Annotated in this window: 16 protein-coding genes; 6 read left to right on the top strand and 10 right to left on the bottom strand. The window is 70.6% G+C overall.

The features are described from left to right. The first annotated feature begins 9 nt into the window (after positions 1 to 9). Positions 10 to 1,248 carry a hypothetical protein gene (locus tag EAH86_RS09485; protein WP_140739657.1) on the top strand — a complete coding sequence of 413 codons (1,239 nt, stop codon included), beginning with the start codon at positions 10 to 12 and terminating at the stop codon, positions 1,246 to 1,248. A 4-nt stretch (positions 1,249 to 1,252) separates the two neighbouring features. On the opposite strand, the gene EAH86_RS09490 is transcribed toward EAH86_RS09485, so the two are convergent. From EAH86_RS09490 to EAH86_RS09510, 5 genes are all read right to left on the bottom strand, one after another. Beyond that, positions 1,253 to 2,269, bottom strand: a complete 1,017-nt coding sequence (locus EAH86_RS09490; protein ID WP_277752327.1) for a GTP pyrophosphokinase — start codon at positions 2,267 to 2,269, stop codon at positions 1,253 to 1,255. 30 nt (positions 2,270 to 2,299) lie between these two features. Beyond that, positions 2,300 to 2,857 (bottom strand): DinB family protein, encoded by a 558-nt coding sequence (locus EAH86_RS09495; RefSeq protein WP_140739663.1) that lies wholly within the window; start codon positions 2,855 to 2,857, stop codon positions 2,300 to 2,302. Positions 2,858 to 2,957: 100 nt separating this feature from the next. Continuing rightward, positions 2,958 to 3,446, bottom strand: coding sequence for a DUF664 domain-containing protein (locus EAH86_RS09500; protein ID WP_140739666.1), 489 nt, complete (start codon positions 3,444 to 3,446; stop codon positions 2,958 to 2,960). Between the two features lie 9 nt (positions 3,447 to 3,455). Next, positions 3,456 to 4,274 (bottom strand): SDR family oxidoreductase, encoded by an 819-nt coding sequence (locus EAH86_RS09505; protein WP_140739669.1) that lies wholly within the window; start codon positions 4,272 to 4,274, stop codon positions 3,456 to 3,458. Then, a complete protein-coding gene (locus EAH86_RS09510; RefSeq protein ID WP_140739672.1) occupies positions 4,271 to 5,662 on the bottom strand; it encodes a flavin-containing monooxygenase in 1,392 nt (463 codons plus the stop codon). The genes EAH86_RS09505 and EAH86_RS09510 overlap by 4 nt, the downstream gene beginning before the upstream one ends. A 116-nt stretch (positions 5,663 to 5,778) precedes the next feature. Here EAH86_RS09510 and EAH86_RS20435 point away from each other — a divergent pair, with 116 nt between their 5' ends. Continuing rightward, complete coding sequence (locus EAH86_RS20435) at positions 5,779 to 6,702, top strand: hypothetical protein (RefSeq protein WP_140739675.1); 924 nt, start codon at positions 5,779 to 5,781, stop codon at positions 6,700 to 6,702. A gap of 76 nt (positions 6,703 to 6,778) precedes the next feature. On the opposite strand, the gene EAH86_RS09520 is transcribed toward EAH86_RS20435, so the two are convergent. Next, positions 6,779 to 7,831 (bottom strand): family 43 glycosylhydrolase, encoded by a 1,053-nt coding sequence (locus tag EAH86_RS09520; protein ID WP_161988617.1) that lies wholly within the window; start codon positions 7,829 to 7,831, stop codon positions 6,779 to 6,781. A gap of 178 nt (positions 7,832 to 8,009) precedes the next feature. Here EAH86_RS09520 and EAH86_RS09525 point away from each other — a divergent pair, with 178 nt between their 5' ends. Further along, positions 8,010 to 8,897, top strand: a complete 888-nt coding sequence (locus EAH86_RS09525; RefSeq protein ID WP_140739681.1) for an endonuclease/exonuclease/phosphatase family protein — start codon at positions 8,010 to 8,012, stop codon at positions 8,895 to 8,897. Positions 8,898 to 9,008: 111 nt separating this feature from the next. Next, complete coding sequence (locus EAH86_RS09530; protein ID WP_140739684.1) at positions 9,009 to 10,115, top strand: DNA glycosylase AlkZ-like family protein; 1,107 nt, start codon at positions 9,009 to 9,011, stop codon at positions 10,113 to 10,115. Positions 10,116 to 10,184: 69 nt separating this feature from the next. On the opposite strand, the gene EAH86_RS09535 is transcribed toward EAH86_RS09530, so the two are convergent. Beyond that, a complete protein-coding gene (locus EAH86_RS09535) occupies positions 10,185 to 11,222 on the bottom strand; it encodes a fatty acid desaturase family protein (protein WP_140739687.1) in 1,038 nt (345 codons plus the stop codon). A gap of 339 nt (positions 11,223 to 11,561) precedes the next feature. Between EAH86_RS09535 and EAH86_RS09540 the strand changes: the two genes are divergently transcribed. Next, positions 11,562 to 12,122 (top strand): phosphotransferase, encoded by a 561-nt coding sequence (locus EAH86_RS09540; RefSeq protein ID WP_241668304.1) that lies wholly within the window; start codon positions 11,562 to 11,564, stop codon positions 12,120 to 12,122. Between the two features lie 174 nt (positions 12,123 to 12,296). Here EAH86_RS09540 and EAH86_RS09545 read toward each other — a convergent pair whose 3' ends face one another. Continuing rightward, positions 12,297 to 12,827: an orotate phosphoribosyltransferase gene (locus EAH86_RS09545; protein WP_140739689.1), complete on the bottom strand. Its 531-nt coding sequence runs from the start codon at positions 12,825 to 12,827 to the stop codon at positions 12,297 to 12,299. A gap of 89 nt (positions 12,828 to 12,916) precedes the next feature. After that, positions 12,917 to 14,188 (bottom strand): cysteine desulfurase-like protein, encoded by a 1,272-nt coding sequence (locus tag EAH86_RS09550; protein WP_140739692.1) that lies wholly within the window; start codon positions 14,186 to 14,188, stop codon positions 12,917 to 12,919. 117 nt (positions 14,189 to 14,305) lie between these two features. Here EAH86_RS09550 and EAH86_RS09555 point away from each other — a divergent pair, with 117 nt between their 5' ends. Next, positions 14,306 to 15,271, top strand: a complete 966-nt coding sequence (locus tag EAH86_RS09555) for a DUF429 domain-containing protein (protein WP_161988618.1) — start codon at positions 14,306 to 14,308, stop codon at positions 15,269 to 15,271. Here the strand turns inward: EAH86_RS09555 and EAH86_RS20540 are convergent. Next, positions 15,248 to 15,523: a hypothetical protein gene (locus tag EAH86_RS20540; protein WP_194150771.1), complete on the bottom strand. Its 276-nt coding sequence runs from the start codon at positions 15,521 to 15,523 to the stop codon at positions 15,248 to 15,250. The two genes, EAH86_RS09555 and EAH86_RS20540, sit on opposite strands and share 24 nt — an antisense overlap. Positions 15,524 to 15,533: the final 10 nt, after the last annotated feature.

Raw genomic sequence — 15,533 nt, forward strand, 5'->3', positions numbered from 1 at the left:
GGGGAACCCATGAGCGGTGACGTGGTCAGCGTGAGCGACGTGATGGCGGTCCAGACCAGCTTCGTGGCGCTGCGACGGACCGTGGCGGCGGTGCAGGCCGACTGCAGGGAGGTCGCCGAGACGTTGGCTGCCCTGGAGGACGCCCTGACCGTGGTGACCCACGGCAGCAGTCAGGGTGGGGGCGGCGGTCAGGCGTTGGCCGGCTTCGGGTTGATCGGCCTGCCGATCGCCGGGGCCATGCGGGCGGTGAAGGCGTTGGCCAGCCATTACGTCAAGCAGCAGACCGGGGTGCCTCTGGCCACGTGGACCGAGTTCGTGACGTCCGCGTCCACCGAGTTCCAGTCCTACCTCGCCGACCTCGAGCGGGTCAGCGACCTCGCCGAGAAGCAGCGGCAGTCCCATGACGGCGAGTTCGACGCGACGCGGATCCGCAAGGACCTCAAGGTGCTGGACGACATCCGCTGGCGCACCACGGCGTGGAAGACCGTGCTCGGACGAGTGGCCCAGCTGGGCCAGGTCGTCGACGCCATCCTGCAGGTCGACCTCAGCTCCGTAGAGGGCGAGTCCGGTGAGAGTGACCGTCCTGAGGCGCCGTCGGGGTTCTCGAGCTCCCTGCAGCGCCGCCTCAAGGACGTGCAGCACCGGACCACCGACCGGTCGGGCGACCTGAGGGAATGGGTGATGCGGCCGTTCCTCGACGTCCGCGACAAGGTCCGGCTGCTGCCGGAACAGGTCACGCACCTCTCGCACGAGGTGGGGCTGCTCGAGCTGTTCCTCGAGCTGGAGCTGGCCGAGCTGCGCAGCCTGGCCGGCCAGCTGCCGGCAGAGGACGCCAGGATCGTGCAGCTGCGGGTGGCTGCCTCGGTGCTGCTGCCGGAGCTGGTCCACGACCTCGGCGAGGCGCGTTCCCGGGTGAACGCGGTCGAGGCCTACCAGCGCCGCCTCGACCAGGCCGGTGCCGACGGCGCGGTCGGGGCACAGGCTCACGAGCGGTTGAGCGCCGAGTACCGCGAGGAGCTGGCCGAGGCGCGCGGCCTCCTGTCCGAGCTAGAGTCCCGGGCCGGTGTGTGGCACCGCGAGGGCGGCGAGATCCTGCAGGCCTGCATCGACTGGACCACCGTCGAGCTCGAGGTGTTGGCAGCCCGGCAGGTGGCCGAACAGGCAGACCGTGGTGCCGAGCGGCGTGCGCTGCTCGAGCGGGAGCGCGACCGGCTCGGCGAGGCCCGCGCACTGCTCGACCAGCTGTAGCCGTTCAGACGGCGCGGACCTTCTCCAGCCGGGTGCGCAGGGCCACCTCGCGGTGGGCGTTGCCGTGCAGGGCGAGGTAGCGCGAGCCGTAGACCGCGAGCAGCGCGTCATCGAGCCGCCGGACCGCGCCGGCCGGGTAGCGGTAGCCCATCCGGGCGTTGATGCCCTCGAGGTCGATCGAGGACAGCAGGCCGGAGAGCTCGTCGAGCGAGGTGATGCCGAGCTCGAGCAGCAGCCCGGAGATCCACGCGTAGTGGTCGGTGCGCGACCAGCCGGCGTCCTGGAAGTGGCCGGCGAGGAACGTCGCGAGGTCCGAGGCGCTGATCCGCGGGTCGTCCTCGTCGATGGTCAGCCGCTGGCCACCCATCGTCGCCTGCAGCGTGTCGCGGATCTCGGAGAACTCCCGGTCCGCCAGCTCCAGCAAACCTGCCGCCAGCGTGAACCGGCGGTCGAGGTCGGGCACATGCTCCTCCGGGATGGTCCCCTTGTAGCGGACGTCGTGCTCGAACTCGGCCCACGCGTGCTGCAGGATCGTGCGCACCTGCACCGAGGCGCTGCGCCCCTTCAACGTCTCGTATGCCGCGGGCACGCCCTTGACGGGGTCGACCGCCACCAGAAGGTGGCGGCTTGAGTAACCGAACCGGCCCTGGCGCGCGGTCTCGCGACCCATGTCGCGGTCGTCCAGGACGCTGAACTGGTCGGACAGCAGGCCGGCCACCGCGTCCACGTCACCATGCAGGTAGGTCACCACCCGGACGCCGACCTGGTCGGTGATCTCGGTCATGGGGTCGCTGTAGACCGGCTCGCCGTCCAGCAGCCGGGTCGCCTTGGCGGCGAACGAGGCGACCGACTTGGCCCGACCGGTGACGCTGACGTAGTTGATACCGGCGTCATCGAGCAGCGAGGTGACCAGGGCGATGAACTGCTCCGTCGGCACGCGCAGGTCTGGCTGCAACGCGGCATACTCCTGCACCGCGTCATGCGCGCTCACAGTTTCAGGACGTGCGACCTCATCGCTCACGAGGGACAGGCTAAGGGCTACGGGCCGGGGCTACTGGCCGGTGCGGCCGTCGATGCGCTCGCGGATGAGGTCGGCGTGGCCGCAGTGCCGCGCGTACTCCTCGATCATGTGGACCAGCAGCTCCCGCAGTGAGATGGGGCCACGGGTGTCGTGCGTGCTCATCAGCTCGAGGGACTCGGCGCGCTCGACGAAGGCTTCGGCGTAGGCGACTTCCTCCCGCCAGGCGCGCCACGCCTCCACGACCACCTGGTCGTCGGCCACCGCCTGGTCGAAGTCGGCGTCCCGAGCCTCGTCCTTGCCCCAGAGGCGCGGCACCGGCTCGTTCGCCATCGTGATCCGGAACCAGGTCTGCTCGACCGCCGCGAGGTGACGAAGCAGCCCGAGCAACGACATCGACGAGGGCTCGACCGACCGGCGGGCCATCTGCTCGGCATCGAGTCCGTCGCACTTCATCTCGAAGGTGAGGCGGAAGTGCCGCAGGTAGTCGAGCAGGACCTCGCGCTCGCTGTTGCCCGCGCTGTCGTTCCCACGCGGGTCGTCCTCGGGGTCGACCCACATGTCTGGATACTTCTGCGCCTTCGATGCCATGGCCCGATCCTGTCGGCGATCCGGCACGAACGCCAACGCCTTTCCGGTCCGGAGCCCGTGGCTCGCCCGCTCACCAGAGCCACCGATCGGACCGCTTGCCCTACGTGATGACCACCCACTGCTTGCCGTCGATCAGCTCACGGACCGCGTCGGCGTGCCCGGCGTGCGCGGCTGTCTCGACCATCACGTGCAGCAGCACGTCGCGGTTCGACTGCATCCACTGCTCGCCCATGAAGTCCGGCCACCAGGCCGGCGCAGCGTCGAGGTCGACCTCGGAGAGGACCGCGTCGCTGAGCTGCGCCTCGCGCAGGTACAGGTCGCGGACGTCGGAGACGGAGAGCCCGTCGGGCACCGCCCAGGCGTTGCCGCTGAGGCCGGCCTTCGCGTCCACGTCACCGCCGATCACCGCGCGCACCCAGAACCGTTCGTCGTCCAGGGCGAGGTGGTGCAGCAGCTGCACACCGGACCATCCGGACGGCAGCACCGCGCGCTGCATGTCCTCGTCCGAGAGGCCGTCGAAGGCAGCGAGCACATGGCGCCGTTGGCCCTGGAGGTAGTCCAGCAGCAGAGCGAGGTCGGGTGACGTCATGCGTCGAACCTAGGGGTGCCGCCGGATCTTGCGCGCGGCCGAGCGCTGCTGGAGCCGGCTCACGCGGACGACGAGCGGCGCCACCCGCATCGCGAACCCGGGAGTCAGGTCGAACAGCCGGACCTGCGCGCCGCGCCACCGGGGAGCGGTGACGACCGGTCGTGGTCGTCGGACCACGCGCATCACCAGGTCGGCCACCTCCTCGGGCTGGAGCAGCTTGCCGGAGAAGGACATCGACGCCTGCGGGTCGTCCAGCTTGTCGTGCAGCATCGGGGTCCACATCCCGTCGGGGCAGACGCAGCTGATGTGGACGTCCTTGACCCCGGCGACCCGCAGGTCCGCCAACGTCGAGGTGCTGAAACCCATGACCGCGTGCTTCGACGCGGCATAGACAGCCTCACCCGGCACCGACACGAGCCCGGCCAGTGAGGCCACGTTGATCACGTGACCACGTGCCGCCGGGCGCATCACCTCGAGGGCGGCGATGGTGCCGTGCATCGTGCCGAGCGCGTTCACCTCGAACATCAGCCGACGCTGCTCGTCGGTGTGCTCCCACGCGGGCGCGGTGATCAGCACGCCCGCGTTGTTGACCCAGAGGTCGAGGGACCCGCCGCCCGTCACGACCGCTGCGGCGACGTCCCGGCAGCCCTGCTGGTCGCGGACGTCGAGCACTCGGGCCTCGCCACCGACCTCGGCGGCGACCGCCCGGGCAGCCTGCTCGTCGACGTCGGTGACGTGCACGGCATACCCGGCCCGGGCGAGGCGCAGCGCGATCTGGCGGCCGAGGCCACCGCCCGCACCGGTGACGACGGCGCCACCGGGGCTCACGAGGCGCGGTCCGCGCGGGCCGACGTCGCCCGCGCCGCACCACGCTGGCGTTCACGGCGCAGGTCCCACAGGTAGTGGTCGAAGTCGACCTCCATGGTGTGCCGCACCGAGGAGTAGAACTGGCGCCGGTTGCGCTCGTGGTCGTCCCGCATCTGGCGCCGGATCTCCGCTTCCGGCGGTGGCGCGTAGCCACCGGCGAGGCGTTCCGCGATCCACTCACCCTGCGCCTGCGCGAGCGGCATCGTGGCACCGACCGGCTGGAGCAGCCCGATGAAGTACAGGCCCGGCAGGTCGGGGTGGACGGTGCGCTTCCACAGGGGTAGGTCGTTGTCCTTGGCGGCGATCAGCTCCGGGTCGAGGAACGGGAAGCTGACCTTGTAGCCGGTGGCCCAGACGATGAGATCCGCCGGCACCCTGGTGCCGTCGACGAAGATCACGTGGTCGCCGTCGAGCCGCTCGATCGCCGGCCGCGGCGTGACCCGACCCGAGCGCAGGGCGTCGCGGATGCCCTCGGACTGGACGGGGTGGGACTGGCCGGGCTTGTGCTTCGGTTGCGGCAGACCGAGCTTCGCGACGTTGCCGGAGATCGTCGCCCCGAGCCGGAGCCGGGCCGCCGTGGCCCACCAGGGCAACCACCCAGGCAGGACGACCTGGTCGGCGGGCCGCCCGAGGGCGAACTTGCGCAGCACCCACTGGCCGCGCCGCTGCGACAGGTTCGCCGAACGGGCCACCTTCCCGGCCTCGACGGAGATGTCGAGGGCGGAGTTGCCCGAACCCACCACGACGACATCCCGACCAGCCAGCTGCTCGCTCGAGCGGTAGTCGTGCGCGTGGATCTGCTCGCCGTCAAAGGCGCCGGGGTATGCCGGGTCCGGCCACCGGGGGTCCCAGTGGTGGCCGTTCGCGACGAGGACCGCGCCGTAGTCGCAGACCTGCTCACCGCCGGGCCCGGTCGTCGTGACCTGCCAGGTGTCGTCGGTGCCGCGAGTGACGTGGGTGACGGTGGTGTCGAAGGTGATCCGGTCGCGGAATCCGAAGTGGTTGACGTAGGCGTTGAAGTAGGCGGCGACCTGGTCGTGGCGGGCATACGCCGGGTAGTCCTGCGGCATCGGGAAGTCGGAGAACGCCATCCGCGGGCAGGAGGTGTTGATCTCGAGGGTCTCGTAGCAGGCCGACTGGCCGTTGGGGTTGTTGAAGACCCAGTTGCCACCGATCACACTGCCGCGCTCGAAGCAGTCGAACGGGATCCCGGCGGCGTACAGCGCCTTGGCGGCGGCGAGGCCGGACGAGCCCGCACCGATGACGCAGGCACGTGGCACGGAGGGATCGGGCGCGATCGGCGTCGTGACCGCCGGCGCGAGGTGTCGCTGCTTGACGAGGTAGGGCATGGCGCGATCATGGCACCCGTCGCTGGGGACTGACCACGCCTCACCGACGCAGCCCCGGTCCCTCACTCCCGGTCGTCGGACCACTCGGTCGAGCTGTCGGGCTACCCTCGGTGCCCATGCGGCACACCGTCTGGTTGGCAGTGGCCTGTCTCGCGCTCGGGGCGTGCACAGGCACGGAGTCGACGCCACGGGCCGCCACCACGACGTCGACCACGAGCACTCCGAGCAGCACGACGCCGACCACGACGACCACCACCACGCCCCGGACCACGACGACGACCAAGGCACCGACCGTGAAGCCGAAGCAGTCACCCAAACCGTCCGCCGCCAAGCCGTCAGCCGCGAAGCTCCGCACCAGCCTCAAGGGCGACACCAACGACGCCTTCGCCTTCGCCCCGCTCAGCAACCCGGGCAACGTGACCGTCGAGGGGTCGGTGTCGAGCTACAAGGCCTGGTCGACGTCCAAGGTGTTGGTGGTCGCGGCCTTCCTCGACACCGTCTGCGACGGCGACCCCGGCAAGGCCACCGCCCAGCAGAAGCGCTGGGTCACCGCCGCGCTGACCGCCTCGGACATGAACGCCGTCATCGCGCTCCGGGACGCCATCCCCGGGAGCCCCGGCGCAGCGATCACCCGGGTGCTGCGGTCGGTCGGCGACACTCGCACGGTGGCCCCCGACGCCTCCCAGGGCGGCATGCAGTGGACCATTCGCGAGCAGGTGCGGTTCATGGCCGCCCTCAACTCGGGTCGCGTCGTGTCCAAGGCCTCGAGCGCCTACATCCTGTCCTCGATGCGGCCCATCGCGGCGCACCGCTGGGGGCTCGGCACCATCGGCGCCGGGCCGTTCAAGGGCGGCTGGCTGCGCAGCGACACCGTCACCCGTCAGATGGGCATCGTCAACGGGTATGCCGTCGCGATCATCACCGATGCCCAGGGCCCTGCGGTGCTCCAGAGCGACGGCGACTCGGCGCACGTCGCGCAGATGAACTACCTCGCCAAGGTGCTCCAGCGCCGGCTGGCCATCGAGTCCGGGCGGGGCTGACCGCCCGCAGCGCAAGGGCGAGTGCCGCCACCGAACGGGGATCGGTGACGGCACTCTCCGGTGTGGGCTGGCCGGCTCAGGCCATGTGGGGGTTGCCGCTGGAGTCCCACTTCAGGGTGCCCACCCAGGTCTGACGCGTGGCGTCGGCCGACTTCGACTTGGGGATGCCGTTCTTCCACACGTGGAACGCGATCCGGTAGGTGCCGCCGTCGTTGACGACCTCGGCCCCGCCCGGCCCGCAGAAGGTGGAGTTGGCGGGTGTCATGACCGCAGAGCCGAAGTTCCACCTGCCGCCGCGGATCGAGGTGGAGGAGTATGCGAAGGTCGAGTACTCACAGTCCTTGTAGCCCCCGCGTGAGGTGAACAGCCACAGCTTGTTGCCGCGCCGGATCACCTGCGGGGCCTCAATCACGTTCTTGCTGCTGCCACGGAAGTCGTGGTGCGCGGCATCGGTGAGCAGGAACGAGGCGCCCGCGTCGCGCAGGCCGGTCGCGGAGTCCATCGGCTTGGCCCGGATCTCGAACCGGCGGGTCGTGTAGTTGCCGACCTTGTAGACCAGGTAGCGCTTGCCGTCGGCGTCCCGGAACATCGAGGGGTCGATCGCCTCGTTCATCCCCGTCCGCGGGCACAGGAAGGGTGTCTTCTGGTTGGTCGGGCGAAAGTTGTCGGTCGGGCTCGCGGAGGTGGCGATGCCGATGCAGCTCTTGCCCTTGGTCGGGCTGCCCGTCCGGCCATCGCGGCCGACGAAGTACATGACGTAGAGCCACTTCCCGTCGCTCTTGACGCGGAAGACGCTCGGCGCCCACAGGCCCCGGTCGCCCGAGTCGATGACCCATCCAGGTTGGTCACTCATGCTCGGACCCTTGCCCGCGAAGCCCGACGCCTTGGGTGTGGTCGACGCGGCAGCCCGGAACCCGGGACCGGTGGCATAGAGGTAGAACCTCTTGGCGCCGGTCGCCGTCGTGAACATGGAGAAGCCCGGGTCGGCGAAGTTGGTCAGCGAGGTCGGGTGGGCGCTGGCGGGTCCCGCGGCAGCGGTGGACGAGCCGGCACCCGCTGTGAGCCCCAGGCCCACCGCGAGCGCGGTCGCCCCGACGACCGCAGCCTTGGATCGTTTCGTGAAGTTCATGGTTCCTCCCTTGTGGTGCCGGACGGGCACTGCCGGCGAACGTACGGCCATCAGCCCGTGACCGGCCATGGGGAGGACTCCCCGTCAGCTGGGCTTCCAACTACCTTCTCGCGCAAGGAGATCGGGTGGGGAGTGGTCCCCATGGTCAGGATCAGAGGGCATACCTAGCGTCGTCGGCATGAACCGACGACTCGCACTCACCGCCATCGCCACCCTCGTCGTGACCGCGGCCGCTCCGGCAGTTGCCGCGACGACGAGCACCGCCGCACCAGTCCAGAAGCAGATCGGCGTGGCCTCGTTCAACACCTGGCCCAACCTGACTGTCACCCAGGCCCGCTCCGACGCCAAGACCATCTCCAGCAGGGCAGGTGTTGACATCATCGGCTGGCAGGAGGCGGAGAAGCTCGGCCCGATCTACCGCACCGGCCCGGGCCGGGCCACGTCCGGCGGCCGGGTCTACTCGGGGAACCTCGACCACGGGAGGTGGAGCACCTTCGTCCCGAGCGGCGCCGCCAATGCTGTACCCGTCTCATGGCGCAGCGACCAGTTCACCCTGGAGAGCACCACGGTCCACCTGATGCACGGCGGCATCGCACACAAGTTCCCGAACCGCTACGTCGTGCGAGTTCGTCTGCACGACAAGGCGACCGGGCTCTCCGTCGCCATCCTCAACACGCACCTCAACTCCAGCATCGACGCCAACGGCCACCCGAAGGACAACGTCAACACCCGACGCGCGGTCGAGCACATCGCCAAGCTCCGCGACCTGGTGACGCGCAGCACGGCCAAGGTCGTCTTCGTCACCGGCGACTTCAACATCGACGCCACCGACGACGCGAGGGTTCGCGACGCGCGATTCCCTGTGCGCCAGCTCGGACCGGTCGCCACGTCTGCGTGGATGCGCTACCCGGGGGACTCCAAGCCGACCCACGGCGACCGGCGGATCGACTACGTGTGGCTCAAGAACGCCTCGAAGACCCACGCTGCGTTCGTCGACAGCTTCACGGTCACCGGGCTGAAGTCGGACCACAACGCGCTGGTCACCAAGTTCCGCGTCCACGGCTGATCCGGACACCACAGAGCCAGGTATGCCGGGGTTGCAGCCAGCCCCGCGGCACACCTCTGCGCGTGAGTGGCGAGGGCGGTCGACGCCATCGCCCAACGTTAGGGTGCCGAGGTGAGCGAGATCCGGCTGTCCAGTGAAGAGGCGCGACGCATCGCGGTCCGCGCCCAGCTGCTCGACTCGCCGCAGCCGACGGACCTGCTCGAGGTGGTGCGACGCCTCGCCGCAGTGCAGGTCGACCTCACGGCCGCGGTCGCGCCGAGTGCCGACCTGGTCTGCTGGAGCCGGCTGGGCGGGGCCTACGCGTTGGGCGATCTCGACGACCTGTTCCAGGAGCGGACGGTGGTCGAGCTGAGGGGCTTCCTGAGGCCGGCCGAGGACATCGCGTTGTTCCGCGCCCAGATGGCTCAGTGGCCGGGTCCCGAACCGCTGCACGACTGGCAGATGGACGTCGCCGAGTGGGTGTCAGCCAACGACGACTGCCGACTCGACATCCTCGAACAGCTCGAGTCGGAGGCGCCGTTGTCGGCACGCCAGCTGCCGGACTCCTGTGTGGTCCCTTGGCGTTCGACCGGCTGGACCAACAACAAGAACACCCAGCGGATGCTCGACTTCATGGAGGCCCGCGGTGAGGTCGCGGTGGTCAGCCGCGAGGCGCGCGAGCGGCAGTGGGACCTGGCCAGCCGGGTCTTCCCCGAAACGGCGGCCGTGTCCGTCGACGAGGCGCTCGCCGAGCGGACCAGCCGTCGGCTGGCCGCCCTGGGCCTGGCCCGTGCCAAGGCCGTGGAGGCTCCCGGTGAGCCGCACGACGTCGGCGCCGCCGGCGAGGAGGCCGTCGTGGAAGGCCTTCGAGGGGCGTGGCGGGTGGACCCCGAACAGCTGGACCGACTCGGCGAGCCGTTCGTCGGGCGCACGGTGCTGCTGTCCCCCTTGGACCGCCTGGTGTTCGACCGCAAACGGATGACCGAGCTCTTCGAGTTCGACTACCAGCTCGAGATGTACAAGCCGGTGGCCAAGCGCCGCTGGGGCTACTGGGCGCTGCCGATCCTCCACGAGGACCGGCTCGTCGGAAAGGTCGACGCGACGGCCGACCTACCGGGCGGGGCGCTGCGCGTCGCGGCCGTGCACGAGGACGTCCCGTTCTCGAGCGGACTGCATGCGGCCGTGGACGCCCAGATCGGCGACCTCGCCGAGTGGTTGGGTCTGGACGTGGTCCGCTGACGGGCCCAGGCTCGGTCGTCGGGGCCGGTCGGCGAGGCTGACCCAGCCGCCAGCAGCAGTTCCGTCAGGTCAGTCACGCAGGCGCAGGGGGGCACCGACTGCGTACAGGTGGCGCACCACGTCCGCGTAGGAGGAGGGGGCCGACGACTCGGCATAGGGCACCCCGTCGCGGTCGCAGAACGAGCGCACGATCACCTGGGCGCGCGGAAGGTTCGCCCGCGGCATGCTCGGGAAGAGGTGGTGCTCGATCTGGTAGTTCAGCCCACCCAGCGCCCAGTCCACGACGGGACCACCGCGGATGTTGCGGGAGGTGAGGACCTGGCGCAGGAACGGGTCCGCCTCGTCGGCCGTGGACAGCACCGGCATGCCCTTGTGGTTGGGGGCGAAGGACACCCCGAGGTAGAGGCCGCGCAGTCCCTGGTGGACCGCGACGAAGACCAGGCCCTGCTGCCAAGTCATCGTGGCGACCACCAGCCCGAGGTAGACCAACGTGTGCAGGCCGATCAGCAGCAGCTCCGTCGACCGGTAGCGGAATCCGGGGCGGACCATCGTGCGGATGCCTGCGAAGTAGAGGTTCACGGCTTCGAAGGTGAGCAGCGGGAAGAAAAACCAGGCCTGGTACCTGGTGACGGTCGCGGCCAGCCCGCGACGTTCGAGCGCCTGGCTGACGTCGAAGATCAGGACCCCTGCCCGCACGTCGGGGTCGGTCTCGAGGTCGTTGGGGTGGGCGTGGTGCGCGTTGTGCTTGTCCACCCACCAGCCGTAGCTGAGGCCACTGAGCAGGTTGGCGTGCACCAGCCCGAGCAGCGTGGCGGTCCTGGCCCGGCGCGAGACCTGACGGTGCGCGATGTCGTGGCCGAGGAACCCGATCTGGACGGACACCACGGCGAGGACAGCCGCCCACGGGATCAGCCACCACGAGTTGCGCCACACCACCATGGCCGACAGCACGGCCAGCAGGCCGAGGATGTTGAACGCGAAGTGCAGGGCGTAGGGCCCGAGTCGCCGGTCCATCAGACCGGCGGCGCGCACGGCGGCGTTCACGTCTGCGTACAGCGGCCGGGGCGCGTCGGCGGGGGGCCTGACGGGGCTGGAAAGGGTGCTCATGGCGGACTCCGGGTGTGGCGGTTGCGCCACCGGGTCCAGGGCAGCCTTCGTCATTCACTCTACCCGCGTGGCACGAACTCAAACAGAGCGACAAGTGGTGCACCGAGCCGCGAATCGACCACGCGTGGGGCACTGCGGCCGTTCCATCGCTCGACGGAGAGCCCTCGGAGGGGGTCACGGCCAAGGCCAGGGGCGAGAGTCGGGTGTCTATGATGACCCGGTGGCGCCCGGCATCGAGAACCTGTCTCCTGACCAGCGCAGACTCCTCGACCACTGGCTCCCCGGGGCCGTGGTCGAGCGGGACCACAGCTGGGGGTTGGTGGACGAGCCGTCCTGGAGGTGGTCCAGGGCGCGGACCATTTCATCGTCAAGGCCGGCGGCCCGGACGACCACCACATGGCCCGGGAGATCCACGCCCACCTGCACTGGTTGCAGCCGTGGTCCATCAGAAACCGTGCCCCCGTGCTCGCCCACCACGACGTCACCGCGAACCTCCTGGTGACCCGCTTTGTGCCCGGCCGGCTCGTGGAGGGGACGGACACGGCTGCCGACCCGGCGGCATACCGGCAGGCTGGTGAGCTGCTCGCAGTGCTGCACTCCCAGCTGTCGGTGTGGGACGACGGCTACGAGGCAGCCGAGAACGCGAATTCCCTTGCCTGGCTGGACAAGCCGCACCGCATCGCCCCGGGGGTCGAGGAACAGCTGCGCACTGAGATCGCGACCTGGCCGGCACCGCCTACGCCGCTGGTCCCGACCCACGGTGACTGGCAGCCCCGCAACTGGTTGGTCCACGCGGGGGTCCTCAGCGTCATCGACTTCGGGAGGGCTGGGCTGCGACCGGCCATCTCGGACTTCTCGCGGCTCGCAGCCCAGGACTTCCGGCGCGACCCCGCGCTTTGAGGCGGCGTTCCTCGACGGCTACGGCTCGGACCCGAGAGAGCCTGGGGCGTGGCACCGCACCCTGCTGCGCGAGGCGATCGGCACGGCGGTGTGGGCACACCAGGTCGGCGACGACGCGTTCGAAGCCCAGGGCCACCGCATGATCGCCGACGCCCTGGCGGGAGGCGAGCGGGGCTAGAGTCCAGCGGCGCGGTCGAGATCGGCCCGAGTGAGCACCGAGCGCGTCTGCACACCGAGCTGGTCCAGACGGTTGGCGCCCGGCTCTGAGCGGTCGATGGCGCAAACGGCAACGCCCACGGTGGCTCCGGCTTCCCGCAGCGCCACAGCGGCGGCGTACGCGGCCCCACCGGTGGTCACCACGTCCTCGACCAGGGTGACCGTCCTGCCCGCCACCTCGGCGCCCTCCGCGAGCCGGCGGGTGCCATAGGGCTTGGCCTGCTTGCGGACGAAAAGCGCCGGTATGCCGGTGAGGCTGCTGACCATCGTGGCGATCGGCACCCCGCCCAGCTCGAGGCCGCCCAGGAGGTCGGTCCCGGGCGGCAGCAGGGGGACCATCGCCTCAGCCACCCGTCGCAACAGGGTGGGCTGGGACTCGAAGAGGTACTTGTCGAAGTACTCCGCAACGACCTGCCCGGACCGCAGCTCGAACTCCCCGTGGAGTCGGCAGGTCGAGTCGATGTCCCGGGCGAGGGTGGGCAGGTCCATGCCGACGATCCTGCCGCAGCAGCGTCCGCGACGCCGAGTCCGACCCGGCAGGTCGCCAACCTGGGCAGGCGTGGCTCAGCGGTGCCTCCTCAGTGGGCGCGTGCGAAGTAGTCCTGCAGGCCGGCCACCAGCCAGTCGAGGTCCTCGTCGGTCGTGTAGGACGCCACCCCCACGCGGAGCCCACCGGTGTCGCCGAGCCCCAGGGCGCGGGACGCCTCGAGCGCGTAGAAGTGTCCAGCAGGAGCGTTGACTCCCCCGTCGGCGAGGTGGCGCGAGACGGCCTTGGCGTCGTGGCCCTCGAACGTCACGAGCAGCGTCGGGGTGCGACGAACCGACCGCGAGTGCAGCCTCGCGCCGGGCAGTGCTGCCAGCTCGGACTCCAGGCGTGCGCGGACCGCGAGCTCGTGCTCCCCCGCGGCCGCCATCGACGTGGCGAGCCGTTCGCGCCGACTGCCCTCGCTGGGCACCATGCCCGCCAGCACGTCCACGGCTGCGGTCACACCGGCCAGCAGCTCGTAGGGCAGCGTGCCCAGCTCGAACCGCTCCGGGACGGAGTCCGAGGAGGGCACGAGCTTGTCGGGGTGCAGCGACTCCAGCAGGGCCGGGGTGGCTGCGAGCGCGCCGCAGTGCGGTCCGAAGAACTTGTAGGGCGAGCACGCAATGAGGTCCGCACCCATCGCGGCCCTGTCGACCAAGCCGTGTGGAGCCAGGTGCACGGCATCGACGTAGAGCAGCGCGCCCACGCCATGCGCGATCTCGCCGATCGCCGCCGCGTCGGGCATGGTGCCGATCAGGTTGGACGCGGCGGTCACGGCGACGAGCCGGGTCCGCTCGCCCACCACCGCCGCGACCGCTGCCGGGTCGAGCTCTCCCGTTGCAGGATCGAACTCGGCCCAGCGCACGGTCGCCCCGACCGCCTCGGCTGCCAGCAGCCAGGGGCGGATGTTCGCGTCGTGGTCGAGTCGGCTGACCACCACCTCATCGCCCGGCCCCCAGCCCTGGGACAGGGTCCGCGCCATCTCGAAGGTCAGGGCCGTCATGCTCCGCCCGAACACCACCGCCGCAGGGTCCGCACCCAGCAGATCGCCGACCGCGGCCCGCGCGTCGAGCACCGCGGTGTCAGAGTTGCGCTCCGCCAGGGTCAGCTCGCCCCTGGTCGACATGGGGGAGGTGAGCTGGCGGCTGATGGCATCGGCGACGGCCTGCGGGGTCTGTGAGCCGCCCGGCCCGTCGAAGTGCGCCGCGCCGCCCCGCAGTGCCGGGAACTGGGACCTGAGGGCCTCGACGTCGAACGCGGACTCGGGCTGGGACTCTGGCTGGGACTCTGGCTGGGACTCGGGCTGGGACTCGGTCGGCGGCATACCCGGCACTGTGCCATCCCGGCGTCACACGGGCGGCGCCCACCCTGACCCCACGACCAGGGCACCTCATGGCACGCTGGCGCACGGCAGACACATAACCGGATGGTGGTGGCAGACATGGCGAGCGGTACCAGCGCGCGCGACGTGGCCGTCGAGCTGTCGCGGCAGGCGGCCCTGCTGGCGGAGCAGCTCGACGCACCGACGGCTGCCGTGCCGACGGTCGCACAGCCCGGCGTCCGGGCCGAGGTGATCGAGACAGTCACGACCGTTGCGGCCACGCTGAGACGGCTCGGCGACGCGCTCGGTCTCGACCTCGACGAGGCCACCACACGGCATACCGAAACTGGCCGGAGCCCGGCGAACGGCCCGATGCCGGCCCCGCCCGTGGAGGTGACGGTGCCCGTCCTCGGCGTCGATGCCTGCGCCGCCGGGTGGGTCGGGGCCATCCTCGAGCCGGGGGCACCGCGCCCGCGCATAGCCGTCGCAGGGTCCATCGCCGCCCTCGTCGAGGCGGTCCGCCAGTCGCTCGACATCCAAGCCGTCGCCATCGACATCCCGATCGGCCTCCCCGACGACACCACCCGGCAAGCCGATGTCCTCACCCGAAAAGCGTTGAAGGGCAAGGCTTCCTCGGTCTTCACGACCCTCACGCGGTCGGCGTACGCTGCTGAGTCGCGGGCCGAGTCGGACACGGTGAACCGTGGGCTGTCCGGCCAGGGAGTAGGGGCCCAGGCCTACGGACTGCGCGACAAGATCCTCGAGGTCGACGCGTGGGTGCGCAGCCGTCCGACCGTCGCGGTCCTGGAGGTACACCCCGAGCTGAGCTTCGCGGTCATGACCGGTGCGCCGGTGCTCGCCAAGAAGAAGAACGACGAGGGACGGGCAGCCCGGCTTGCGGCGCTCGCGGCCGCCGGCATCGCCTCACCGTCCGTCCTCAAAGGCGACGGGTATGCCGCGGACGACGTCCTCGACGCGTGTGCGGCCGCGTGGACGGCGGCTCGTCGGACGAACGGGCTCGCCCGTTCGCTGCCGGAGCCGCCGGAGACGTTCTCCGACGGCCTACCGGCAGCGATCTGGGTCTGACGCCTCGGACTGGTCTGACGCCTCGGACGCTGGGTCAGCCGGGGCTGGGGCGTAGACCAGGTGCAGGACCCCGGTCGTGAAGGTGGTGGAGGACACGAGCTGGAGCGGCTGCCCGCCGTGGCCGGGGACCCCCACTGCCGCGCCGGTGACCACGAACAGGCACGGCAGCACTTCCTGCACGCAGCCGAGCTCCTCGGTAACGCGCAGGAACGCGCGACCATGCAGCGTCGGGCGTCCGAGTGCGTGGCTCACCAGCTGGGCG

Source organism: Pedococcus bigeumensis (assembly GCF_006438965.1).
Taxonomy (GTDB): Bacteria; Actinomycetota; Actinomycetes; order Actinomycetales; family Dermatophilaceae; genus Pedococcus; species Pedococcus bigeumensis_A.

Excerpts from the sequence above, each read along its gene's own strand:
- EAH86_RS09500 (WP_140739666.1), bottom strand. The coding sequence starts at position 3,446 with ATGACGTCACCCGACCTCGCTCTGCTGCTGGACTACCTCCAGGGCCAA.
- EAH86_RS09520 (WP_161988617.1), bottom strand. The coding sequence starts at position 7,831 with ATGAACTTCACGAAACGATCCAAGGCTGCGGTCGTCGGGGCGACCGCG.
- EAH86_RS09545 (WP_140739689.1), bottom strand. The coding sequence starts at position 12,827 with ATGGACCTGCCCACCCTCGCCCGGGACATCGACTCGACCTGCCGACTC.
- EAH86_RS09495 (WP_140739663.1), bottom strand. The coding sequence starts at position 2,857 with ATGGCATCGAAGGCGCAGAAGTATCCAGACATGTGGGTCGACCCCGAG.
- EAH86_RS09550 (WP_140739692.1), bottom strand. The coding sequence starts at position 14,188 with ATGCCGCCGACCGAGTCCCAGCCCGAGTCCCAGCCAGAGTCCCAGCCA.
- EAH86_RS20435 (WP_140739675.1), top strand. The coding sequence starts at position 5,779 with ATGCGGCACACCGTCTGGTTGGCAGTGGCCTGTCTCGCGCTCGGGGCG.
- EAH86_RS09525 (WP_140739681.1), top strand. The coding sequence starts at position 8,010 with ATGAACCGACGACTCGCACTCACCGCCATCGCCACCCTCGTCGTGACC.
- EAH86_RS09510 (WP_140739672.1), bottom strand. The coding sequence starts at position 5,662 with ATGCCCTACCTCGTCAAGCAGCGACACCTCGCGCCGGCGGTCACGACG.
- EAH86_RS09535 (WP_140739687.1), bottom strand. The coding sequence starts at position 11,222 with ATGAGCACCCTTTCCAGCCCCGTCAGGCCCCCCGCCGACGCGCCCCGG.
- EAH86_RS09555 (WP_161988618.1), top strand. The coding sequence starts at position 14,306 with ATGGCGAGCGGTACCAGCGCGCGCGACGTGGCCGTCGAGCTGTCGCGG.
- EAH86_RS09485 (WP_140739657.1), top strand. The coding sequence starts at position 10 with ATGAGCGGTGACGTGGTCAGCGTGAGCGACGTGATGGCGGTCCAGACC.